The organism is Myxococcus sp. CA039A, from assembly GCF_013336645.1.
Taxonomy (GTDB): Bacteria; Myxococcota; Myxococcia; order Myxococcales; family Myxococcaceae; genus Myxococcus; species Myxococcus llanfairpwllgwyngyllgogerychwyrndrobwllllantysiliogogogochensis.
The window spans coordinates 20,604-39,033 of record NZ_JABUMQ010000063.1; the positions used below are offsets into that span (position 1 = coordinate 20,604).

Consider the following 18,430-nt stretch of genomic DNA (forward strand, 5'->3'; position numbering starts at 1 on the left):
CGGTCCGCTCAGAACGTGTATTCCCCCCCGAGCGTCACCAGGCCGGAATGGACCGGGGAGGGGGTTTCCGGGTCCGCCGCCGCCTCCAGGTGGTCCTGCTGGAGCGCCACGCTGGCCCACACCCTCAGTGGCGTCCCCAGTCGCACCGTCCACCGGGTGGCCAGCAGGTGGGACCACCCCTCGCCCGAGACGTAGCGGGTGAAGGCGTAGGAGAGCTGCCCCCGCACGTCCCGTCCGGGCTTCCAGGTGACGGAGGGCCTGACGTCGAAGCGCGCGGGCGCGGTGGGGATGCCCGCGGTGGCGTTGACGTCCGCCATGCGTCGGGCGAGGACGGTGCCCAGGTCCCTGTTGACGCGGGCCTGGTAGCGGCGCAGGGCCCGGCGCGCCTCGACGGCGTTCTCCACGCGGCGCGCCATCGCCGCCTGTTCCTCCTCGGTGAACTGGCCGGCGGAGAGCGGGTTCTCGCTGTAGAGGGAGAGGCTGCCGCGCGCGCCCAGCTCCCAGCGCGTTCCCAGGAGAAGCCGGAGGCCCAGCCCCGGCCGCGCGGCCCACAGGGTGTCCTCGCGGGTGTAGCGCGTGGTGTTGCCCTGGACGTGGGTGACGAGCAGCGCCCGGCTCAGCGGGTGGCGGGTGAGGGCGAGGCTCGCGTCGGCGCCCGACTCCACGTCGGAGAGGCCCGCCGAGTCGTAGGACACCGACAGGAGCGCGCCCTGGCTGGCGTAGCCGGTGCTGGCGTCGACGGCGGGAAGGCGGCGCGCGGGTCGCTCGGGGATGAGCTCGACGCGGGTGGACTTGGGCAGGCCCGTGCTGACGATGGCGGACAGGAGCCAGTGCTCGCCCAGCACCTGGTCGGCGCCCAGGCTGAGCTGGTGGGTGAGGGCGGTGCCCGCTTCGGGGCGGGCGCCCGTGTAGCCGAGCGTGAGGAACGTGGCCCCGTCGCGCAGCTCCACGTCGCCCAGGAGGCTCCAGGCGCGGAAGTCCTTGCCGACGGTGGTCTCCACGCTGACGGTGGTGTCACCGGACTCCGCGCGGGCGGTGAGCAGGGGGGCGAGCAGTCCGAGCAGGACGCAGGCGTGGCGAAGAGGGCCCGAGGGCCTGGGCATGCGCGTGCTGGGCTCCCCCTTCATGAGAAGGCCAACACGGAAGGCGGCGGGAAGTTGCACTCGGGTGGGGCGGACGTCAGGAAGCCCTCCACGAGTCGACCGTTTGAGAGCAGTCAGCACGGCGCGGACTCCTTGACGCACCGTTTCCACGGTCCCTATGGTGCCGCGCCTTTTCCTTCTACGAACCACGCAGGCGGTCTCCATGGCGGTCCCGTTCATCTCCGAGGTCAAGCGTACCCACACGTGCGGTCAGCTCACCGCGACCAATGTTGGCGAGGAGGTCGTCCTCTTCGGCTGGGTGCACAATCGTCGAGACCACGGCGGCGCGGTCTTCATCGACTTGCGGGACAGGGACGGGTTGACGCAGGTGGTGTTCGAGCCGGACCACGCCGAAGCGCATGGGTTGGCGGGCAGCCTTCGGTTGGAGTTCTGCATCGGCGTGCGCGGCAAGGTCGTGTCGCGTGGCAAGAACGTGAACCCGAAGATGAAGACCGGGGAGATCGAAATCAAGGCGACCGATCTCACCATCTTCAATCGCTCCGAGCCAACCCCGTTCCCCATCGAGGACTCGATTGACACCTCGGAGGAGAAGCGGCTGGCGCATCGCTATCTGGACCTGCGCCGGGCGCCGCTCCAGAAGTCGTTGATGACGCGCTCGAAGATGCACTCGCTGACGCGCGCGTACATGGTGGACCACGGCTTCCTGGATCTGGAGACGCCGTTCATGGGCAAGTACACGCCCGGTGGCGCGCGCAACTTCCTGGTCCCCAGCCGGATGAACGCGGGCAAGTTCTACGCGCTGGCGGAGAGCCCTCAGCTCTACAAGCAGCTCTTCATGGTCGCGGGCTTCGACCGGTACTTCCAGATCGTGAAGTGCTTCCGTGACGAGGACCTGCGCGTGGACCGGCAGCCTGAGTTCACGCAGATCGACGTGGAGATGAGCTTCGTCAGCCAGGACGACATCTTCACCATCATCGAGGGGCTCATCAAGAAGCTGTGGGGCGAGGTGCTCGGCATCGACGTGCCCACGCCCTTCGCGCGGATGGACTTCTACGAGTCCATGGCGAAGTACGGCAACGACAAGCCGGACCTGCGCTTCGGGTTGGAGCACACGGTGCTCACGGACCTGATTCGCGAGCACGGTGACGCGGGCGGCGTGCCGATGATGTTCGAGGCGGTGCAGAACAAGGGCATCGTCAAGGCGATGGTCGTCCCCGCGGAGAAGGCGATGAGCCGCGCGGAGAGCGACAAACTGGAGGAGTTCGCCAAGCAGGCCGGTGCGAAGGGCCTGGCCCGCGCGAAGGTGGCCGAGGGCGGCGAGTGGACGCAGTCCCCGCTGTCCAAGACGATTACCCCGGCGCTGCGCGCGGCCATCAACCAGGCGGTGGGCGCGAAGACGGGCGACCTCATCCTGTTCCAGTTCGGCAAGGAGTCGCTGGTCCACACGGTGATGGCGAACCTGCGCGTGCACGTCGCCAAGAAGCTCGGGCTGATTCCGGAGTACGGCAGCGGCGGCCAGTGGAAGTTCCTGTGGGTGGTGAACCCGCCGCTGTTCGAGCACGACGAGGACTCCAACACCTGGGTGGCGGCGCACCACGCCTTCACGCGTCCGCACGACGAGGACGTGCCGTTCCTGCTCAGCGACCCGGGCCGGGTGAAGTGCCACCGCTACGACGTGGTGCTCAACGGCTTCGAGATTGGTGGCGGCTCCATCCGTCTGCATGACCCGAAGGTCCAGGCGGAGGTCTTCAAGGCGCTGGGCATCGGCGAGGAGGAGGCGCAGACGAAGTTCGGCTTCCTGCTGGACGCGCTCAAGTTCGGCGCGCCTCCGCACGGTGGCATCGCCCTGGGCATGGACCGGCTCGCCTTCCTGCTGACGGGCGCCGAGTCCCTGCGCGACGTGATTCCGTTCCCCAAGACGAAGACGGGCACGGACCTGATGACGGGCGCCCCTGGCGACGTGGACGACAAGCAGCTGCGCGAGCTGCATGTCCGTCCGGTGCCGCCCCCGCAGAAGTAGTCAGACGATGGAGGCGAGGGGCTCCGGCCCCCCCTCCAGTGTCTCTCGCAGTCGATGCAGGCCCTTCTCCAGCGAGGCGCGGGTGCGTGGGGTTCCCAGGCACACGCGCACCGCCGCTGGAGCGGTGGCCGGGCCCACGGTGAACAGCTCGGCGGGCATGACGAGCACGCCGCGCCGCCGGGCCTGAGAGGTGAACGCCTCCGCGCGCCAGGTCGAGGGAAGCTTCAGCCACAGGTGGTACGTGGTGGCCTTGCCTGGACGTGGCATCAAGTCCCCGAGCACGTCCTTCGCCAGCTCCAGTCGCTCGTGCGCTTCGCGGCGTCGGCGCACCACCAGCTCGTCGGCGGTGCCATCACGCACCCAGCGCGCGGTGATGTCGGCCGTGAGCGCGGGAGTCATCCGCGCGGCGAGGGCTGCTTCCTCCGCCAGTCGCTCGGTGGTCGGTCCCGCTGGCGCCGCGAGGTAGCCGATGCGCAGCCCCGGGGCGAGCAGCTTGGAGACGCCGGCGATGAACCAGCCGGACTCCGGCAGGAGCGTGCAGAGCGGTGGGGGACGCTTGTCGAGCAGCAGGCCGTAGGCGTCGTCTTCCACCACCGTGAGGCCGTGTCGTCGGGCCACCGTGGCGATGCGGCGACGGCGCTCCTCGGGCATGACGGCGCCGGTGGGGTTCTGGAGATTGGGCAGGCAGAAGAGGACCTTCGCGCCGGTGCGGCACGCGGTCTCCAGCGCGTCGGGGAGCAGGCCGTGTTCATCCATGGCCACGCCGTGCAGTCGCAGGTGGAGCCGGTTCGCGAGCACCTTGAGGCCAGGGTAGGTGAGGGCCTCGCAGAGCACCGTGTCACCGGGGCGCGTGAGGGTGCTGAGGGCCACTTCCATCGCGTGCTGCCCGCCGGAGCACACCATGACTCGCGAGGGTTCGACTTCCAGGCCGAAGCGGGACATCCACTCGGCGCCGGCCTCGCGGTGCGCCGGGTTTCCCGCGGGGGGTTGGTAGTCGAGCAGCTCCGCGAGGCGAGGCGAGCGTTGCAGGGCGTCCAGCGACTTCTTCAGCGCGGAGCCGGCCGGGTCTCCGGGGGGTGTGGCTGGCCAGTTGAGGCCCAGGTCCACGAGCGAGTCGTCGCCCGAGTCCTGGGCAGGGGGCGGGAGCTGTCGAGGGGCATCCCGGTGGCGCACGAAGGTGCCTCGACCGACTTCGCCGCCGATGAGGCCCCGACGCTCGGCCTCCGCGTAGGCACGCGTCACCGTGCCCACCGTGACACCCACCTTCTCCGCCAGCTCACGGTGCGTGGGCAGGCGGGTTCCGGCGGCGAGGCGCCCTTCCTCGATGTCCGCTCCGAGCGCATCCGCGAGGATTCGATACAGCGGCCCCTCTCGGCCCCGGAGGTTGGGCGTCCAGATTGTCATGGTGACAATGCATACAGTTGACGGGCGCCTCCGCGCAATGCATCGATTGTGTCGATTCTTGAGCTGGATTGTATCGGTACACTCGAAGGACGGTTCGGGCCCTGGCCCGGTTCCGTGGATGGGAGACGCACGCCATGCAGGTGACCATCGTCGATGCCTTCACGCAGACCGCTGGGGCTGGCAATCGCGCGGGAGTGGTGCTGGACGCCGCGGGGCTGAGTGTGGAGGCCATGCAGCGCATCGCGGCCGCGGTGGGGGCTTCGGAGACGGCGTTCGTCGTCTCAGGCCCCACGGCGCAGGGCGTGCGGCTGCGCTACTTCACTCCCACGGTTGAGATTGATTTCTGCGGCCACGCCACGGTGGCATCGTTCCACCTGATGGCGGAGCGGGGGCTCGTGCCTCGCTCGGGAGCGCTCAAGTTGGAGTGCGCGGCGGGCGTCCTCGACGTGGAGCTGGAGGTAACGAGCACGCGAGGGAGTCGGGCGTGGATTGTCACCCCTCGGCATCCGTGGCTGGAGACGCCGGTTCCGCTGGCGCAGGTGCTCGCGCTCGTGGGCGGGACGGTGGACATGGTGGATGGCTCGCTGCCCGTGCGGCGCAATGCGCACCGGGTGATGGTGCCGTTCCGACGAAGAGAGGACGTGTGGGAGCTGGCGCCTCGCTCGGTCGCGTTGGACACACTGCTGCGGCCCCATGGCGTGAGCGGCGTGTACTTCTTCACGCGCGAGACGCTGGAGGCGGGCAGCGTGGCACACTCGCGATACTTCGTGCCCGGCATGGGCGTGGCGGAAGACCCCGTGACGGGCTCGGCGGCCGGGCCGCTCGGCATGTACCTGGCGATGCACGGCGTGCTGCCGCTGCCGGCGGAGGGGGGCACGGTGCGCACTCGCATCGAGCAGGGGGATGCCATCGGCAAGCCTGGGCGCATCGAGGTGGAGGTCACCGGCCGTGCCGGGCAGCCCGAGCGGGCGCGCATCGGCGGAGTGGCGGTGACGGTCCTCGACGGCACGCTGCACGTGTAGACCGGGCCTACGGTCCCCGGGTGGCGCCTTCCATGGACCCGCCACCCGGAACGGGCCCCCACCGTGCGGTGCGTCAGCGGTGCGCGGGGTGGCGGGGGACCTGGACGACCCGGGAGGTGCGTCACGGAGTGGAGTACCGAGCCACAACCGCGTAAACAGGGGCGTTACAGGGAGGGGTAGGTGCCGATGAAGACGTTCCTCGTGGTCAATCCGCGCAGCGCCAATGGCCAGACCGGGAAGCGCTGGGTGGAGATTGCCGCGCAGGTGGGAAAGGTGCTTGGCGAGTTCGGGCACGGTTTCACCCAGGGCGGGATGGATGCCGCGCGCATCGCCCGCGAGGCGATTGACCAGGGCTACGAGTGCATCGTCGCGGTCGGCGGCGACGGCACGCTGAACGAAGTCACCAACGGCTTCTTCCGCGACGGCAAGGCCATCAACCCCAACGCCGCCCTCGGCCTCATCCCGCGAGGCACCGGTGGCGACTTCCGCCGCACCTTCGGCTGGGGGCTGGACCTGGAGTCCTCCCTGGAGCGGCTCCGCTCGGACACGACCGAGCCCTTCGACGTGGGCCGCCTCGACTTCATCGACAACGACGGCAACCCCGCGACGCGCTACTTCGCCAACATCGCCTCGCTCGGCGTGAGCGCGGTGGTGGCTCGCGAGGTGAATAGCGGCAGCAAGGCGCTCGGCGGCAACTTCAGCTTCGTCTGGGGCACGCTGAAGGGCCTCGTGAAGTACACCGAGCGCAAGGTCCAGCTGTCGACCGATGGTGGGCCCCCGGAGACGCTCGACGTCACCGCCGTGGCGGTGGCCAACGGCCGCTACTTCGGCAGCGGCATGTTCGTCGCCCCCGAAGCCGTTACGCACGATGGGCTGTTCGACATCACCATCTGGTCCGGTTACGGCCTGAGCGACTTCCTCCTCAAGTCCAAGGGCGTCTACAACGGCTCGCACGTCACCTGGAAAGGCACGCGTCGCCTGCGCTGCCAGACGGTTCACGCGGAGTCCGTGGATGGCCAGGAGGTCTACCTGGACGTCGATGGAGAAACGCCGGGTCGACTGCCCGCGACCTTCACGCTCCTGCCCGCCGCCATCCGCATCAAGGTGTAGCGGGTCTGCGGCTCCAGCGGCCCTGCTGCTTTTCAGGCCCGTGAAAGTCGCGTCCGAACCGTGCCGGTGAAGTGGAAGTTTGTGCGGGCGCTGTGTCTCGCGATGGTGATGCGTGTCGATTCTCGCGCGCGTCCCTCGACTGGAGCGTGCGCCGCCGCGTGGCTGGGTTTATCCGGCGAGCATGCACAAACCCACCCTGTCCACACCCCTGGCTCGTGGTTCCCTGTCGTCGCGGCTGTTGTCCTCGCTCGCGGCGCTCCTGCTCCTCCCACTCCCCGCACTCGCGGCGCAAGTGCCTGTCGCCTGCAACAACACCGTCACCGATGACGAGACGCTGAACGCCGCCGTCGCCGCCAGCGCGGTGGGGGACGAGTTGGTCATCTCCGGGCCCTGCCTCATCAACTCGACGGTGCGTCTGCGTGGCCAGCGCGCGTATCGGGGCGGCGAGCCCTCGGGCACCGTCATCCGTCAGGCGAACGGCGCGAACCTCGCGGCGCTGCTGGCCAGCGACACGTGGCTGGATGTGGCGACCTTCACGGGCGACCCGGTCAGCGTGAAGAACCTCACGCTGGAGGGGAACCCGACCAACAACACCGGCCGTGCCACGGACGGCATCGTGCTGATGTCGTGGAACTCCACCGTGGAGAACACTCGCATCAACAACATGCGCGGCTCGGGCATCCGCCTCACGAACACCAACAGCGCGGGGACGCCCATCGTCAACACGCAGGTGAACGGGCGCATCGTCCACAACTTCATCAGCGACTCGGGTGTCCACGGCGTTCACGTCCAGGACTCGGGCAACTCCGTGACGGACTGGGACCTCATCGACAACTGGATCGCCGACTCGGGTGTTAGCGCCATCCGCCTGGAGAACTCCGCGGGCTGGAAGGTGCGCGGCAACCACCTCTACGGCGTGGGCCAGACGGCCATCGTCGCGCAGCGGCTGTTCGGCACCACCATCTCCGACAACTACATTGAAGGCTTCGGGGAGGGCACCACCGCTGGCACCTGGGCGGGCATCGGCGCCACCGTGCAGGGTGACGCGGCGTCGGTCATCTCCGACAACAAGATCTTCAACTTCGGAGGCGAGCCCAACACCGCCTCGCGCTACCACTACCTTTCCATCAGCCAGGTCAACTACGGCACGGGCTTCGTCTCCGTGACGGGCAACGCCATCCGGGGCATCGGTAGCACGCGCAGCACCGGACTGAACTACGAGAAGGGCGGGGGCACCGCGCTGACCGTCACGTCCACCGGGAACATGGTGACGGGCGTCACCACTGCGCGGAACGTGGGCACGGGCGTCACCGTCACCGCGGGCCAGTAGTCGCCCCTGGGGCTCGCCTCGGTCCTCGTGGCCGAGGCGGCCTCCCTGGTGTCGCGGTGCATGTCTCGAACGAGCGACCTCAGGGGCAACGGTCAGGACTCGGAAGCCACGCGCGAGTGCTGTGCATGGGCAGGAGGCGGGGCGCGGTCGGGACGCGGGCTCTTGCTCTTGGCCGCGAACTTCCCCTGGTAGTAGCGCTCCCACAGCTTGAGTCCCGGAACGCCCACCAGCGTGGGGCCGAGGAACACCGCGAGCTGCATGCCCTCGATGCCCAGGTGCCTCGCATTGACGACCAGCACGGCCGTCAGCGTGGCGATGCCCGAGCCCACCATGGCCCCCATGTGCTGGAACCACCAGTGCATCCGCTCCTGGGGCGGGCGGAGCCAGTACCGCAGCGATGCCGCGCCCTGGAGGATTCCCACGGGCGCGAAGCCCCACAGGAGCGGTACGTCATTCACGAGGCCCCACGCTCCGGTGAACAGGCCCAGGCCCAGCGTCAGCGCGGAGAGGCCCAGGTCGAAGGGGTGACGATGCGCCGTCGTGCGAGATTTCGTGCGCAGCACACGCACGCCCATGGATGCGGAGCTTCCGCTCATCACGCTCAGGAACATGAAGAACAACGCATGGGCCTGATGCTCCGGTCCCTGCAGGAATCTCCAACTGGAGATGATCAACCCGGTGATGGCCACGACGCCCATCGCGACCACGTAGACCCAACCCACGCGCCGGTGGAGCGAGCTTCCTTTTCGCGCCACCAGGGGCAGCCACAGCGAGGTGAAGCCGACGACACCCGCCATGATGTGAATCGCGCGAGCGAGATAATAGAAAGACATGCAGGACTCCGACGTGTTGCGAGACGGAGGCCAAGGTACGCAAGCGCTCCAAGGCCCACATCGGCTGGAAGTCACACGGGGGCACCATGACTTCCGGCATATGTCCCGCCGCCGAGGCGGGTCCTATGCTCCGCGCCCATGGCCTTGAAGCACGCCGCACGAAAGCCCGCATCCATCCGAAGACTGCTGCGCGTGGCGGGGTTGCTCACGTGGGCTGTTGTCGGCTCTCCCCATGCGGAGGACGTGCTGCGCGAGCCCTCGCTGCTCTCCACTCCGCGCGAGCTGGCGTGGTTGGTGGCCTTTCTCGCGTTCGGCCTGGCCTATTGGTGGAATGCGCGGGCCGAGGTCGAGGACCGGCGCGGGATTCCGCTGATGGGCGTACAGGCCGTCAGCGCGCTCGTCATCGTGGCCACCAGTCGCACGGGTGTGGACGGTGCGCTGCTCGCCATCGTCGCGGCCCAGGCGCCCGAGTTGCTGTCGCAACGACGCGCGATGCTCTGGGTCCTCGCGCAGTCGGTGGCCCTGCTGCTCGTCTTCGTCTCCATCTACCCGCTGTCGCGCGCGCTGCTCCAGGCGCTTATCTTCATCGGCTTCCAGGGCTTCACGTTGGGTTCGGCCGTCGTCATGGTTCGCGAGGCCGAAGCGCGAGGCGAGCTGGCCCGCCTCCACGCGGAGCTCCAGTCCACCCAGGTGCTGCTCGCCGCCAGCGAGCGGGAAGGGGAGCGGCTGCGCATCGCCCGGGAGCTGCACGACTCCCTGGGCCATCACCTCACCGCCCTGTCCCTCAACCTGGAAGCCGCCGCGCACACCGCGAAGGACACGCCCTCCGCCGAGCACCTGCGTCGCGCACGCGAGGCCGCCCGCATGCTGCTGTCCGAGGTTCGCGAGACGGTGTCGGCGTTGCGTGACACCCCCGCGCCGTTGCTTGCGACGCTGCGTCAGCTCGCGCACGACATGCCCGGGCTCGCGGTCCACCTCGAGGTCCCCGAGACGCTGGCCCTCGATTCGGCCGAAGCGACGCACTCGCTCATCCGCTGCGTCCAGGAGGTCCTCACGAACACGCTGCGCCACGCCCACGCGACGCAGCTCTGGATTCGCATCGTCCCGACCGAGGAAGGCGGCGTGCGGGTCATGACCCGAGACGACGGCCGGGGCGCGCGGTCGCCGATGCCTGGCGCGGGCCTCACCGGCATGAGAGAGCGCTTCACCCGCCTGGGAGGCCGCGTGGACTGGCGCGCGGAAGAAGGGAAGGGCTGGGAGTTGGATGCGTGGCTTCCGGCCGAGAGGAGGGCCGACGCGTGATTCGACTCGTCCTGGTGGATGACCATGCGCTGGTGCGACAGGGGCTTCGCGGCTTGCTGGACCTCACGCCCGACCTGCGCGTCGTGGGCGAGGCGGTGGATGGCGAGGAGGCGCTGCGCAAGGTGGCGGAGCTGAATCCCGACGTCGTCCTCATGGACGTGCGCATGCCGCGCATGACGGGCCTGGAAGCGCTGCGGGAGCTGCGGCGCGGGCCCGTGCATCGGCGCGTGGTACTGCTCACCACCTTCGACGAGGACGCCGCCATCGTCGAGGCGTTGCGCGCGGGCGTGCAGGGCTTCCTCCTCAAGGACGTGTCGCTGGAGGAGCTGGCCGACGCCATCCGCCGCGTCCACGCGGGCGAGACGCTGCTGCCCCCCGGTGTCGCCGAGCGCGTGACCCGGGGGCTCCTGGAGCTGTCCCGGGACTTCGCGCATGCGGAGCTTCCCGAGGGGCTCACGCGGCGGGAAGTCGAGGTGCTGCGGCTCATCGCCCGGGGACTGAGCAACCGGGAGATTGCCCAGGCGCTCGGGACGGCGGAGGGCACGGTGAAGAACCAGACCTCCATCATCCTGTCGAAGCTCGGTGTCCGGGACAGGACTCGAGCGGTGCTCCGGGGCATGGAGCTTGGCTGCCTGTAGTTCGGACATCCCTCTTGGGTAGGCCCCGGGTTCTGAGGCAACCTCCTGAATCATGTGGCGCCCGGCGTTATCCCTGCCGGACGCGCGGCACCGCGTTCCGGTGTCCGCAGGACGCAGGAGATGCCCGATGGCCCAGCAGCGTGGACCCTCCCAGCTCGACCTCTTCACGGGCGCGCCCGTGGAGGCGCCCACCCGGAGCCGGAGCCGGACCCAGCCGGTAGCGCCCGCGCCCGTGGAGGAGTCCCTCGCGTCCCTCGGTCGCGAGCTGCCCACGGGCATCTATCTGGGCACCTCGTCGTGGACGTTCCCCGGCTGGTCCGGCCTCGTCTATGACCACGAGGCCGCCGCGTCGCAGCTCGCGCGCGAGGGACTGTCCGCGTACTCGCGCCACCCCGTGCTGCGCACCGTGGGCATCGACCGGACGTTCTACGGTCCCATCAACGCCGAGGCCTTCGCCGAGTACGCGGAGCAGGTGCCCGCGGACTTCCGCTTCCTGGTGAAGGCACACGAGGTCTGCACGCTGGCGCGCTTTCCCATGCACGAGCGCTACGGCGCGCATCGAGGCCAGCTCAACGAGCGCTTCCTTCACGCGGCCTACGCGGAGGAGGCCGTGGTGCGGCCCTTCGTGGAGGGACTGGGCGACAAGGGCGGCCCGCTCGTCTTCCAGTTCCCTCCGCAGGACCCACAGGTGCTGGGCGGCCCCGCGCGCTTCGTGGAGCGACTGCACGCGTTCCTCTCCGCGCTCCCCAAGGGCCCGCTGTACGCGGTGGAGGTGCGCAACGAGGAGCTGCTGACGGAGGGCTTCGCGCAGGCGCTGGCGGACGTGGGCGCCTGTCCCGTCCTCGCGGTGTGGGCCCACATGCCCTCCATGGGCATCCAGGCCAGGCGCACCCGGGCGCTGGAGGCGCGAGCCCTCGTGGTGCGGTGGATGCTGCCGCCGAACCTCGGCTACGAGGAGGCACGTGCTCGCTATGCGCCGTTCAACCGGCTGGTGGACGAGGACGTGCCCACCCGGGATTTGCTGGCGCGAGCGTGCCTGGCCGCCCAGCGCCGCGAGCGCCCCGTCTTCGTCACCATCAACAACAAAGCCGAGGGAAGCGCACCTCTGTCCGCCATCAAACTGGCGGAACGTATCGTCACGAGCAGGACGACGGAGGGGAGCCAGCGGAGCGTCGCGTCATGAACGAGACTTGCCACCGTGCACAACACTTGCTTACTTGAGGGGGCATGAAGTCCGTCCTGGTCGCCGCACTGGTGGTTCAAATGACGACAGCCGGAGGCGCGGGTGCGCGCGAGGAGCGTGCGAACGCGCGCGACACGGCGGCGGCGGACGATGTGGGCAAGCACCTCTCCGCGCTGAAGCAGGAGCTGGACTCGGTGTCGGAGCAGTACCGGCAGGCCCGAGAGCGGCGGCGTCAGGAGTCAGAGCGCAAGAAGCGCGAGTCGGGGGAATGGACGAATGAGCCCGCGACGTCTCCTCCCTCTCCCAGCAGGCGAGCCATCGCTCCCGCCGGAGGGGCCGGAACCCCCGCCCGCTGACGATGAAGTCTTCGAGTTGCCCATCGACGGCAACCTCGACCTGCACTTCTTCCAGCCTCGTGAAGTGAAGCCCCTCGTCATCGAGTACCTCTGGGCGTGTCGCCAGAAGGGGTTGCTCGATGTGCGCGTCATCCACGGCAAGGGCACGGGCGCGCTGCGGCGCACGGTGCACGCGCTGCTGCCCAAGCTGGAGGAGGTGGAGTCCTTCCGCCCCGCCTCCGAGTTCGACGGAGGCTGGGGTGCGACGTGGGTGCGGCTCAAGCCGCTCCCGCCTCAGGACAGCCAGAAGTAGGCGGAGGCGATGAGCGAGCGCTTCTCGTTCACCTTGGCCTTGTTGGCGAGCTCCGCGAGCTGCCGATCCTTGGCGGCGTAGCGCTTCTCCTCCTCGTTGCGCAGCGAGGACAGCTTGCGGCGGTACTCGCGCTCCATCCGGTCCGAGTTCGCCCGCGCCTTCGCGCGCTCCGCGATGTCTTCCACGGACGCCACCTGCTTGCGTGCGTCGATCCACTGCTGCCGGGCCGCCTCGACGCCCTCACGGGACTCCATCAGGCAGTCCTCGACGTAGCGGTCCGCGCGCTCCTTGGCCTTGTCCAGCTCCAAGGCATTGCGGCGCTCGGCGGCGCGGACGATTTCGTCCTTCGCCGTCACCAGCGACTGCTCCTGCATGAGTTGCACGGACACGGGCGCGGGCTGCCGGCGCTTTTCTTCCTTCGCCGCCAGCTTCACGAAGTGCGCGCCGTCCTGGAGGGGCAGGGCGCGGAAGTTGCCCTCGCGGTCCTTCACCAGCACCAGGTGGACGAGCTTCTCCTCGGGCTTGAGGCCCGTCGTCTCGAACTTGTACGCGAACCACCAGCCCTCGCTGCCAGCCAGTCGCGCCAGCCGAGAGGGCAGGCCCGCGGCGTCGAGCTGGAGGTAGCTGACGGCGTCCTGCTTGCGCTCCTTGACGGCGTAGGCGGCCTTGGCGATCTCCAGCCGTCCCGAGGTGCGGCTGCCAAGCACCGAGCTGGTGAGGGCGCGCGCCTCCTGCTGCCGCTTCGCGAGGGCCTCCTTCGTCTGCTCACCCTGGCCGCGCAGGCGGCGGCGGACATCGCCGTCGAAGCGCTCCAGCACCACCGAGCGCATCTCCGTCATGCGCTGGCTGATGCGCCCTTCCATCTCCGAGCGCAGCTTGTCGAAGGCCGCGTTGATGTCCTCCACCTTGCGGCAGCCCTGGTAGATGTCGAGCACGCGGCGCTCGAAGTCCACGCCGCTCTCCAGTGCGCCCAGGATTTCGTCCGACGCGCCGAAGACGCCGTCGAAGAGGTTGAGCTTCTTCTCCAGCAGCTCGAACAGGCGCGCGTCCGCCGCGTTCATCCGGTTGAGGAAGTTGATGACCAGCACGTCGCGCTGCTGGCCATACCGGTGGCAGCGGCCAATGCGCTGCTCCACGCGCTGCGGGTTCCAGGGCAAATCGTAGTTCACCACCAGGTTGCAGAACTGGAGGTTGAGGCCCTCGGCGCCGGCCTCGGTGCAGATGAGGATCTGCGTCTTGTTGCGGAAGTCGTCCACCAGCGCGCGCCGGTCCTCCGGCGTCCCCGCGTCACCGGACAGCAGCGAAATCTTCCCCCGGTACCCGTGCTCCGACAGGAGGTTGAAGAGGTACTGCTGCGTGCGCTTGGACTCGGTGAAGATGAGCGCCTTCTCCGGCCAGCCGTGCGCGCGCATCACCGTGAAGGTCCGGTCCAGGCCCCGCTTGAGGGCCTCGCCCTTGGCGTTGACCTTGATGGAGTCCGCCAGGTCCGCGTACTGCCGAAGCTCCCAGACCTCTTGCTCCAGGGCGCGCACGTTGGGCGCCTTGGCCGGGTCGTCGGACCACTCCTCGCCCTCCTCGACGAACTGCTTGGCCTCCTCGGGCTCGAACATCGCGAGCGCCTGCTGGCCCAGCTTCGCCGCCGCGAGTCGCTTCTCCAGGTTGTCCGACAGCCGCCGCAGCGTCGGGGCGATGGCGTACGTGGAGGACGCCAGGAGCTTGCGGTAGCACAGCGTCAGCAGCGTCTTCTTGCCGGGCTCAATCGCCGCGGCCTCCGAGCGCTGGAGGTACTCGCTGACCTTCTCGTAGAGGTCATGCTCCTCGGGCGAGGGCGTGAAGTCCTCCACGATGGAGCGGCGGTTGGTGTAGCGCACGTACTCGCGCACCTGCCGGCGCAGCGTGCGTTGCACCACGGGGGCCAGCCGCTCCTTCAGCTCGCCCGCGGCGGCCTCGGACATGCCGCCGCCCTCGTCCACGCGGTAGCGGCTGCGGAAGGCGTGCTCGGGGCCCAGAATCTGCTCGTCCAGCAGCGACATCAGGCCGAACAGCTCCATCAGGTCATTCTGGAGCGGGGTGGCGGTGAGCAGCAGCTTGGGCTTGCCGCCCAGGGACGCCTTGAGCGCCTGGCCCATCTTGTTGTTGGCGCGGTGCGCGTTGCGCAGGCGGTGGGCTTCGTCGATGACGACGAGGTCCCACGCGATTTCCGACGTCAGGTGCGCCTTGTTGGCCGCGAACGGGTGCGAGCAGATGACGGGGAAGGGCTGGTCGAAGCAGTTGCCAGTGGCGCGCACGGTGCGGCCGTCCACGAGCACGCTGTCCAGGTCGAACTTCTCTCGCAGCTCGCTGTTCCACTGCGCGCGCAGCGTGGCCGGCGCGAGGATGAGGATGCGCGTCTTCCCCTCGGCCATGAGCTGGGCGATGACGAGCCCCGCTTCAATGGTCTTCCCCAGGCCCACCTCGTCGCCCAGCATGCAGCCGCCGCGCGAAAGCGAGTCGAGCGCGAACATGGCGCCTTCGACCTGATGCGGGTTGAGGTCGACCTTCGCCTCGGACAGGGCTCCCGCCAACCGTTGTTGCGTATCACCACTGCGCGCCAGCAGCTCTTCCGCCAGCAGGCGCTCGTGGAAGGGGGTCAGCGTCGTCCGGGCGGGCGGCTCCGTGGCCTCCGCGCGGGCGGCGATGGCCGCCGCGTCTGCCTCCACCTCCAACCTCAAACCCCTTGCGACCTCCGCCAAGACTGTCTCCATCCGTGTTGTTTCGGGGCGCCCACCGACACAGCGGGCGAGAGAGACGGGCCATTTTGTTGACGGAGGCTCCGCTGTAAAGGGGGTCGTCTCCGAGGCCGAATTCTAGGCCTCCGCGCGATTGGCATGCTTCTTCGCGAGCGACGCGCGCGTACTCGATAAATGAGTGTCGCGCGAACTTTCCGCTGGACATCTTCGCGAGGCCTACAACAGGCCGCGAGACTTGACGTCCAGGTACACGTTGAGCGCGGCCGCGCCGAAACCCTGGGCCGGTGCGCGGACCACGAGGGCCCCCGCGTCGCGCAGGGTGCTGGCGGTGCGGCGGAACTCCGACTCCAGCCGCGTGGCGGCCTGTCGCGAGTACGCGTCCTGGGCTTCCACGGGCACGTCGGTGGCCGCGTCGCGCACGTCCTCGTCCAGCAGCGAGGCGACGACGGGGAGGTGTCGGGGGCGCAAGGCCAGCGTGCGGGTGAGCAGCCCCGCGGACGCGTCCGGGTCCACCAAGTCGGTGAAGAGGACGACGAGGGTGCGCCGCGTCTGTCGGGCGAACGCGAAGTCATAGGCGCGCCCGTAGTCGCTCTCTTCCAGCGCGGCCTCGGCGCGGTAGAGCGACTCGGTGATGAGGCGCAGGTGTTCGTGTCCCTTGCGCGGTGGGAGGAAGGTGAGCACGTCGCTGGCGAAGGCCATGACGCCCACCACGTCGCCCGCGTCCAGGCCCACCCGCGCCAGTCGGAGCGCCGCGTCCACCGCGTGGTCCAGCTTGCGCCGGCCGTGCACCTTGCCCGCCATGTGCCGCCCGCAGTCGAGCAAGAGCAGCATGGGCTGGTGCCGCTCCGGCTGCCACGTGCGCACCAGGGTGTTGGCGTGGCGCGCGGACGCCTTCCAGTCGATGTGCCGGTAGTCGTCGCCGGGGCGGTACTCGCGCAGGGATTCGAACTCGCGCCCCTCGGCCGAGCGGCGGCGCAGGGTCCGTTCCGAGGGCGCGTCCGAGGAGCGGGCCAGGGCGAGGGCCTCGCTCGAGAGCGCGGTGAGGTCCGGATAGATTTTCACCGTCCGCGTCGCGGGCAGCCGCACCTGTCGGGCGCACAGCCCCAGCGGGCCGAGCAGCCGCAGGTGGAGGTCTCCGAAGCGCGCATCCCCTCGGGAAGGAGGGGTGACGAAGTACGTCAGCCGTGAGCGCGCGTGTGGCGTGGCACTCCGGGCTGGCACCTGGAGGGACTGGCGGTGGCCGGTGCTGGCGACGACGTCGGGAGGCTCGTCGCGGACCTCCAGGCGCAGCGGTGTAGTGCCCGCGTCGAGTCGCTCGAAGTCGAGGTGTACGGCGTTGCGAGTTCCCGAGGAGAGGATGGGCTCCACCTCGCGTGACACCTTCACGTCTTCGCCGCGGGGCGCGCGGAGGAAGTCCACGGCGCAGAGCGCGAGCACCGCCACGTCCAGGGCCAGTGCCAGCCAGCCGAACACGGGGCTGGCCACCGTCAGCGCGGCCGGGACGAGCCCCACCGCGAGCAGTGCGACAGCGAGGCCGGTGGGGACGGGACGGCCCAGGCTCACCGAGGGACCCGGACCCGCTCGAGTGTCTGCTTCAACACGTCGTCCGCGGTGACGCCTTCCACCTCGGCCTCGGCCTTGAGGAGCAGGCGGTGGTTGAGCACGCTGCCCGCCGCGCCCTTCACGTCGTCGGGGGTGACGAAGTCATTGCCCATCAGCGCCGCGCGGGCCTTGGACGCGGCGAGGAGCGCCTGTGCGGCTCGGGGGCTCGCGCCCAGGCGCACGCGGGGATTCGCACGCGTGTCCCGCACCACGGCGACCACGTATTGGAGGATGGACTCGTCGCAGGTGACGCGGGCCGCGCGGGCCTGCAGTTCCGCGAGCGTGGGCGCGTCCAGCACGCGGTCCACTGAGGGCGGCCGTCCCTCGCGCTGGTGGAAGGCGCGCAGCATGGTCGTCTCGGAGTCGGAGTCCGGATAGCCCACGCGAATGCGCATCAGGAAGCGGTCGAGCTGGGCCTCGGGCAATGGATAGGTGCCCTCCAGTTCCAGCGGGTTCTGCGTGGCGACGACGAAGAAGTGGGGCGGCAGTGGGTGGGTGACGCCGTCGATGGTGACCTGGCGTTCCTCCATGGCCTCCAGCAGCGCGGCCTGGGCCTTGGGCGGGGTGCGGTTGATTTCGTCCGCGACGAGCACCTCCGTGAAGATGGGGCCCTTCACCAGGCGGAAGGCGTTGTCCTGCGGCTGGAAGATGTTGGTGCCGAGGATGTCCGCCGGCATCAGGTCGGGCGTGAACTGGATGCGGGTGAAGAGCAGCCCCAGCGCTCCGGCCATGCTGCGCGCGGTGAGCGTCTTCGCCACGCCGGGCACGCCCTCCAGCAGGACGTGGCCTCGCGCCAGGAAGGCGGTCACCAGGTCGGCGAGCACGCGGGGCTGGCCGAAGATGGTGCCGGCGAGCGCGGCGGTGAGTCGGGCGAGGGGAGTGGCGTCGGACATGGTGGCGGGGAACGGTAGACCGCCGTCGAGTCGCGCGGCACCACTTTCGTGGCGCGCGCGCCGTGTCGTCAGTCGTTCTTGCTCTTGAGTCCGAGGAACGCGCCGATGAGCGCGGCCACCGAGCCCAAGAGGCCGATGAAGACGCCGAAGCTGGGCGACGAGTTCATCATCTCCGCGTTGCCGATGGGCGTGGGCACGAGCGTCGTGTCCGAGGACACCTTGATGAAGACGATGCACCAGATGAGGCACAGGAACGTGGTGAACAGCTGCGCCATCCACGGCACCACGGGATTGAGGTTGGGGAACGCGCTGCGCACCCGGGCGCCGATGGCCACCATCACCATCAGCGCGAGCAGGAACGCGCCGAAGCCCGTGCTCATCAGTCCCAGGGCGTCACCGTCCGCCGCCGTCTCCTTCCACGGCGTGAAGCACGAGAGGACGACCAGCCCGGCGCCATAGAAGGCGATCTTGTCGCCGGCGCCCATCGCGCCCATCAAATCCCTGGCGTCCTGCATCAGCTCGTCGGGGTCGACGATGGCGCTGCCGTTGTTCTCGTCGTCGTCCCGGCCCCCTCTTGCCCACGGGTCCGCTCCAGACGAGGCCGGCGCGGGGG

15 protein-coding genes and 1 pseudogene are annotated in these 18,430 nt (G+C 69.4%); 9 read left to right on the forward strand and 7 right to left on the reverse strand.

Going from position 1 to position 18,430, the window contains the following annotated elements:
- Positions 1 to 8 precede the first annotated feature (8 nt).
- Positions 9 to 1,103: a hypothetical protein gene (locus HR086_RS13280; protein WP_174465801.1), complete on the reverse strand. Its 1,095-nt coding sequence runs from the start codon at positions 1,101 to 1,103 to the stop codon at positions 9 to 11.
- 202 nt (positions 1,104 to 1,305) lie between these two features.
- Here HR086_RS13280 and aspS point away from each other — a divergent pair, with 202 nt between their 5' ends.
- Positions 1,306 to 3,123, forward strand: a complete 1,818-nt coding sequence (gene aspS, locus HR086_RS13285) for an aspartate--tRNA ligase (protein WP_141643241.1) — start codon at positions 1,306 to 1,308, stop codon at positions 3,121 to 3,123.
- Here aspS and HR086_RS13290 read toward each other — a convergent pair whose 3' ends face one another.
- Complete coding sequence (locus tag HR086_RS13290; RefSeq protein WP_174465802.1) at positions 3,124 to 4,527, reverse strand: PLP-dependent aminotransferase family protein; 1,404 nt, start codon at positions 4,525 to 4,527, stop codon at positions 3,124 to 3,126.
- A gap of 134 nt (positions 4,528 to 4,661) precedes the next feature.
- Between HR086_RS13290 and HR086_RS13295 the strand changes: the two genes are divergently transcribed.
- The 3 genes from HR086_RS13295 to HR086_RS13305 all read left to right on the forward strand — a co-directional run bounded on the left by HR086_RS13295 (position 4,662) and on the right by HR086_RS13305 (position 7,989).
- Positions 4,662 to 5,549 carry a PhzF family phenazine biosynthesis protein gene (locus HR086_RS13295; protein WP_174465803.1) on the forward strand — a complete coding sequence of 296 codons (888 nt, stop codon included), beginning with the start codon at positions 4,662 to 4,664 and terminating at the stop codon, positions 5,547 to 5,549.
- Positions 5,550 to 5,735: 186 nt separating this feature from the next.
- Positions 5,736 to 6,659, forward strand: a complete 924-nt coding sequence (locus HR086_RS13300; RefSeq protein WP_141643244.1) for a diacylglycerol kinase family protein — start codon at positions 5,736 to 5,738, stop codon at positions 6,657 to 6,659.
- 181 nt (positions 6,660 to 6,840) lie between these two features.
- Positions 6,841 to 7,989, forward strand: a complete 1,149-nt coding sequence (locus HR086_RS13305; protein WP_254626313.1) for a right-handed parallel beta-helix repeat-containing protein — start codon at positions 6,841 to 6,843, stop codon at positions 7,987 to 7,989.
- 92 nt (positions 7,990 to 8,081) lie between these two features.
- Here HR086_RS13305 and HR086_RS13310 read toward each other — a convergent pair whose 3' ends face one another.
- A complete protein-coding gene (locus HR086_RS13310; RefSeq protein ID WP_174465804.1) occupies positions 8,082 to 8,822 on the reverse strand; it encodes a DUF2306 domain-containing protein in 741 nt (246 codons plus the stop codon).
- A gap of 138 nt (positions 8,823 to 8,960) precedes the next feature.
- On the opposite strand from HR086_RS13310, the gene HR086_RS13315 reads away from it, so the two are divergent.
- From HR086_RS13315 to HR086_RS13335, 5 genes are all read left to right on the forward strand, one after another.
- The gene (locus tag HR086_RS13315; RefSeq protein ID WP_174465805.1) at positions 8,961 to 10,124 is read left to right on the forward strand and encodes a sensor histidine kinase; all 1,164 of its coding nucleotides are present in this window, start codon (positions 8,961 to 8,963) and stop codon (positions 10,122 to 10,124) included.
- Entirely contained in the window at positions 10,121 to 10,762 is a 642-nt protein-coding gene (locus tag HR086_RS13320; RefSeq protein ID WP_174465806.1) for a response regulator transcription factor, read from the forward strand. Before HR086_RS13315 ends, HR086_RS13320 begins: the two co-directional genes overlap by 4 nt.
- 127 nt (positions 10,763 to 10,889) lie before the next feature.
- The gene (locus HR086_RS13325; protein WP_141643248.1) at positions 10,890 to 11,945 is read left to right on the forward strand and encodes a DUF72 domain-containing protein; all 1,056 of its coding nucleotides are present in this window, start codon (positions 10,890 to 10,892) and stop codon (positions 11,943 to 11,945) included.
- 44 nt (positions 11,946 to 11,989) lie between these two features.
- Positions 11,990 to 12,301: a hypothetical protein gene (locus HR086_RS13330; protein ID WP_141643249.1), complete on the forward strand. Its 312-nt coding sequence runs from the start codon at positions 11,990 to 11,992 to the stop codon at positions 12,299 to 12,301.
- The gene (locus tag HR086_RS13335) at positions 12,222 to 12,593 is read left to right on the forward strand and encodes a Smr/MutS family protein (protein ID WP_174463433.1); all 372 of its coding nucleotides are present in this window, start codon (positions 12,222 to 12,224) and stop codon (positions 12,591 to 12,593) included. The genes HR086_RS13330 and HR086_RS13335 overlap by 80 nt, the downstream gene beginning before the upstream one ends.
- On the opposite strand, the gene HR086_RS13340 is transcribed toward HR086_RS13335, so the two are convergent.
- The 4 genes and pseudogenes from HR086_RS13340 to HR086_RS13355 all read right to left on the reverse strand — a co-directional run.
- On the reverse strand, positions 12,575 to 15,337 hold the full coding sequence (locus tag HR086_RS13340) for an SNF2-related protein (protein ID WP_141643251.1): 2,763 nt from the start codon (positions 15,335 to 15,337) through the stop codon (positions 12,575 to 12,577). The two genes, HR086_RS13335 and HR086_RS13340, sit on opposite strands and share 19 nt — an antisense overlap.
- Positions 15,338 to 15,538: 201 nt before the next feature.
- Positions 15,539 to 16,885 (reverse strand): DUF58 domain-containing protein, encoded by a 1,347-nt coding sequence (locus tag HR086_RS13345; RefSeq protein ID WP_174465807.1) that lies wholly within the window; start codon positions 16,883 to 16,885, stop codon positions 15,539 to 15,541.
- Positions 16,882 to 17,817, reverse strand: a complete 936-nt coding sequence (locus HR086_RS13350) for a MoxR family ATPase (RefSeq protein ID WP_141643253.1) — start codon at positions 17,815 to 17,817, stop codon at positions 16,882 to 16,884. The genes HR086_RS13345 and HR086_RS13350 overlap by 4 nt, the downstream gene beginning before the upstream one ends.
- Before the next feature lie 68 nt (positions 17,818 to 17,885).
- Positions 17,886 to 18,430: pseudogene (locus HR086_RS13355) on the reverse strand (hypothetical protein); the annotation flags it as partial.

What these genes read in the sequence shown, in the direction of transcription:
- HR086_RS13280 (WP_174465801.1), bottom strand. Translation starts at nt 1,103, where the DNA reads ATGCCCAGGCCCTCGGGCCCTCTTCGCCACGCCTGCGTCCTGCTCGGA.
- aspS (WP_141643241.1), top strand. Translation starts at nt 1,306, where the DNA reads ATGGCGGTCCCGTTCATCTCCGAGGTCAAGCGTACCCACACGTGCGGT.
- HR086_RS13290 (WP_174465802.1), bottom strand. Translation starts at nt 4,527, where the DNA reads ATGACAATCTGGACGCCCAACCTCCGGGGCCGAGAGGGGCCGCTGTAT.
- HR086_RS13295 (WP_174465803.1), top strand. Translation starts at nt 4,662, where the DNA reads ATGCAGGTGACCATCGTCGATGCCTTCACGCAGACCGCTGGGGCTGGC.
- HR086_RS13300 (WP_141643244.1), top strand. Translation starts at nt 5,736, where the DNA reads ATGAAGACGTTCCTCGTGGTCAATCCGCGCAGCGCCAATGGCCAGACC.
- HR086_RS13305 (WP_254626313.1), top strand. Translation starts at nt 6,841, where the DNA reads ATGCACAAACCCACCCTGTCCACACCCCTGGCTCGTGGTTCCCTGTCG.
- HR086_RS13310 (WP_174465804.1), bottom strand. Translation starts at nt 8,822, where the DNA reads ATGTCTTTCTATTATCTCGCTCGCGCGATTCACATCATGGCGGGTGTC.
- HR086_RS13315 (WP_174465805.1), top strand. Translation starts at nt 8,961, where the DNA reads ATGGCCTTGAAGCACGCCGCACGAAAGCCCGCATCCATCCGAAGACTG.
- HR086_RS13325 (WP_141643248.1), top strand. Translation starts at nt 10,890, where the DNA reads ATGGCCCAGCAGCGTGGACCCTCCCAGCTCGACCTCTTCACGGGCGCG.
- HR086_RS13330 (WP_141643249.1), top strand. Translation starts at nt 11,990, where the DNA reads ATGAAGTCCGTCCTGGTCGCCGCACTGGTGGTTCAAATGACGACAGCC.
- HR086_RS13335 (WP_174463433.1), top strand. Translation starts at nt 12,222, where the DNA reads ATGAGCCCGCGACGTCTCCTCCCTCTCCCAGCAGGCGAGCCATCGCTC.
- HR086_RS13340 (WP_141643251.1), bottom strand. Translation starts at nt 15,337, where the DNA reads ATGGAGACAGTCTTGGCGGAGGTCGCAAGGGGTTTGAGGTTGGAGGTG.
- HR086_RS13350 (WP_141643253.1), bottom strand. Translation starts at nt 17,817, where the DNA reads ATGTCCGACGCCACTCCCCTCGCCCGACTCACCGCCGCGCTCGCCGGC.